The following is a 3,250-nucleotide window of genomic DNA, read 5'->3' as shown; positions in this document are numbered from 1 at the left end:
AGTCACGTGGTGCCACACCATCTGGTGCACCCAAGAGTGCGGGAGTTAGGCTAAAGAGTGAAGCAGACCAGAGTGTGCTAGATGCGGCATCAACACCTTGGAGCCTGATATGCGCTGGCACAGAACACACAACGGGCGGTGAAACCCCCGAGGATGATAATGCGGCCCAATTCGCGAAGCAATATCTACTTAAACCGACGGAAAAACGCGTAGGGCTGCTAGAGTTTGCAAAAGCGTGTGCGGAGAGCACAGATGGCACCGAACTCGTGGCATTTGCCGAAAGTGGCCCCGTAATCAACTTAGACATCACAGAGGACGAACAAAGCGGCAAAGTTACCCTGGCACAAGTGACAGAAGCACATCAAGTAACAGTTTCCAACATTGTACTAACGATATCAATAACCTATAACATCACCCCCAGAGAAACTGCAGGGGAGTATCTGATATCTAACATGAAGGCCAGGGTTAGGATACTGGGTGGTGCTGGCAGGAGATTCATTCAAGGGCCACACATTAGTATCAGCGGGAGCGATGTCGTATCAAGAGCTGGATGTTCAGATAGGAATGCCGAACGAGCGCAGAAGTCACGTGGTGCCACACCATCTGGTGCACCCAAGAGTGAGGGAGTTAGGCCAAAGAGTGCGGGAGTTAGGCCAAAGAGTGCAGAAGACCAGAGTGTGCCAGATGCGGCACCGACGCCATCTAGGAGCTCCGATGACGCATCACAAGCTGACGGCACTCCGGATGATGAGGGCAAACTTCTTGAGGAGGATTTTAAAGCGCTAAGGAAAGAATATCAGGATCTAGAAACAATACTAAACGCACGCTCGGATCCGGAAACAGAGACGCCTGATGCATCCGGCGACAAAGCGCAACAACCACGAGGGGAATCCCCCATAAAAGCGAAAAGCAGAACTGGTGTGCCACCTGACAGCGCTACAGAAACAGGTAGTACCACCACTGAAAAAGTGGAGAAGAAAGAGACCGCGGCTAGTACTAGTACCTCCACTGAAAGAGCGAGGAGGTGGGGCACAACGGGTACTGGTACCGCCACTGAAAGAGCGAGTAGGTGGAGCACAATGGGTACTGGTACCGCCACTGAAAGAGCGAGTAGGTGGAGCACAATGGGTGCGAGCACTGGTATCGACACTAAACGAGCAGCAGAGGAAAGATGGGCCAGAGTGTCTGCCAGCGTCACAGCTGAAAGAGCAAAGAGGGGAGGGGCCACAGCTAGTACTAGTACCGTCACTGGAAGAGCGGAGAAGAAAGAGGTTGCAACGGGTACTGATGACGTTGCAGGACAGAAGCGTGACGCGGTTGACGGTAGCAAGCAGCAACCAACCTTCCAAGGCGCGGAAACACAGGTTGAGACCCAGCGATTCCTCAGTAGTGCCGGACAGAAGCTTGCAGACGCCGTGAGCACCATGACTAGTGGTCTTAGCGATCAGAAAAGCAAGATGCCAGCAGCAACGCTGCAGTCAGGACCAATGCACACGAGTACAGCAACACAGCCACAGAAGCAAGATACCGCTTCTGCACAAGCCAGCACAGAAAGTAGTGATGCTGGTACCAGTAGTGCAGCACTGGGACTAGCAGAACTTGAAGAGAAACTCAAGGTAGTGAGTTCAACGCTCGATGACCTACGAAATAAGATTAAAGAGGCAAGTGTCACGGAGCAACAATCACGCGAGAAGCCCCCCACGAAAGAAGGCAAGACTGACGATCACTCCGCAAAGAGTCCACCGGCCCAAACTGGCGACCAATCCACAGCGGCCCCAAATACCGAAACACGGCCCGGTAGCGCCACTAGGGGCATGGGAACCTTCTCTACACGCCGCGTGAACCCAATGATATATGTGGCACACGCTCAACCACAAGCTGTTCCTTGGGACTTTTTATATTCTAAAACGGGACACGCGGCACGTAGCAGTACCCTGGGTGACACTAGCACTGATGATGCAGAACGTTTTGTCAAAGAGTATCTGATACAACCAACAGAAACACGTGATGGGCTGCTCAGCCTTGCGAAGTCGTGTATGCAGGGCGAAGATGGCACTTTGCCTGAAATATCTGCTGCAAGTGGCCCGACGTTCGATTTAGATGTCACAAGGGATGCCGAAACCGGCGCTATTACCCTAGTAAAAGTGACGGAAGTACACAGTGTAACGGCTTCCAACAATGCAGCACTGGAGGTAGTCATAACCTACAAAATTTCCCCTAGCGAAGTTAAGGGGGAATACCTGCTATCCGACATGGAGATTGCAATTAGACAACTGGGTATTGCCCTTAAAATCCAAGAGCGTGAAATTGTATCAAGGTTAGGACGAATAGCGAGCGCTGGCGGAATAAAGAGTGCAAGCACTAACACTAGAGGGAGTGACACAACAGAAGAGCGCAAAGAGCAATCAGCAACACTGCAAGCGGAGGCGCAACCGGGCAAGAGCGCATCCGATGTGCTGCAAGCTGGCCAACCCACACAGGATACTGAGACCGCAAAACAGGGCGGCAACGATGACGCACTTGTAGAGGAAGCCGAAGATGAGGAACAGTCCCACGCGGACACGGAAGTTAGTACCCTAAATGCCAGCGTGAAGTGGATACAGAGATCTGGTTCCCAAAAGGGAGCGCATGTGTCGCATCTGGACACAGAAACAGAACAATTACAACTGGAAGAAGCTGCATCGGATCCCGAGCATGATCATGTACCAGCGCGAATGCAAAACCTGAAATCGTTGCTTAAGGCAAGAGTGGAATCTGAGGAGCAGAGGGAGCCCGAAGTGTGGGATGCCATAGGAACCGAGTACCACCGCAGCCAACACGTGCCTGAGACAGGCCATGGAGGCAGTGAAGCTAGTAGTGAGGTTGCTTCCGCACAGCCGGATAAGCCACATGCCCAAGACGAAAAGCAACCACAAACTGCAGAGAAAGACCAACCCACTAGTGGTAAGCCAGAAACTCCAAACATGGATCAACAGCCGCAGGTAGGGCCCTCAGGGGATGCTAGCCCGCAATTGTTTGCTCAAGATGGAGGTAGTGAAGCTAGTAGTAAGGTTGCTTCCGCACAGCCGGATAAGCCACATGCCCAAGACGAAAAGCAACCACAAACTGCAGAGAAAGACCAACCCACTAGTGGTAAGCCAGAAACTCCAAACATGGATCAACAGCCGCAGGTAGGGCCCTCAGGGGATACCAGCACGCAATTGTTTGCCCAAGATGGAATGTTCAACTTCGTCAAGGAAGTTCGCCTTGG

1 protein-coding gene is annotated in these 3,250 nt (G+C 52.3%); it reads left to right on the top strand.

The genetic code is table 11. The annotated features are described in order from the left end of the window. Positions 1–3,250, top strand: a 3,250-nt coding sequence (locus OC187_RS02760) for a hypothetical protein (protein WP_263008577.1), incomplete at both ends; no start/stop codon positions are given.

Origin of the sequence: Anaplasma capra, from assembly GCF_025628805.1 — a bacterium.
Taxonomy (GTDB): Bacteria; Pseudomonadota; Alphaproteobacteria; order Rickettsiales; family Anaplasmataceae; genus Anaplasma; species Anaplasma capra.
The sequence above is the reverse complement of the archived record's forward strand: the minus strand, read 5'-3'. Positions and strand labels throughout refer to the sequence as shown.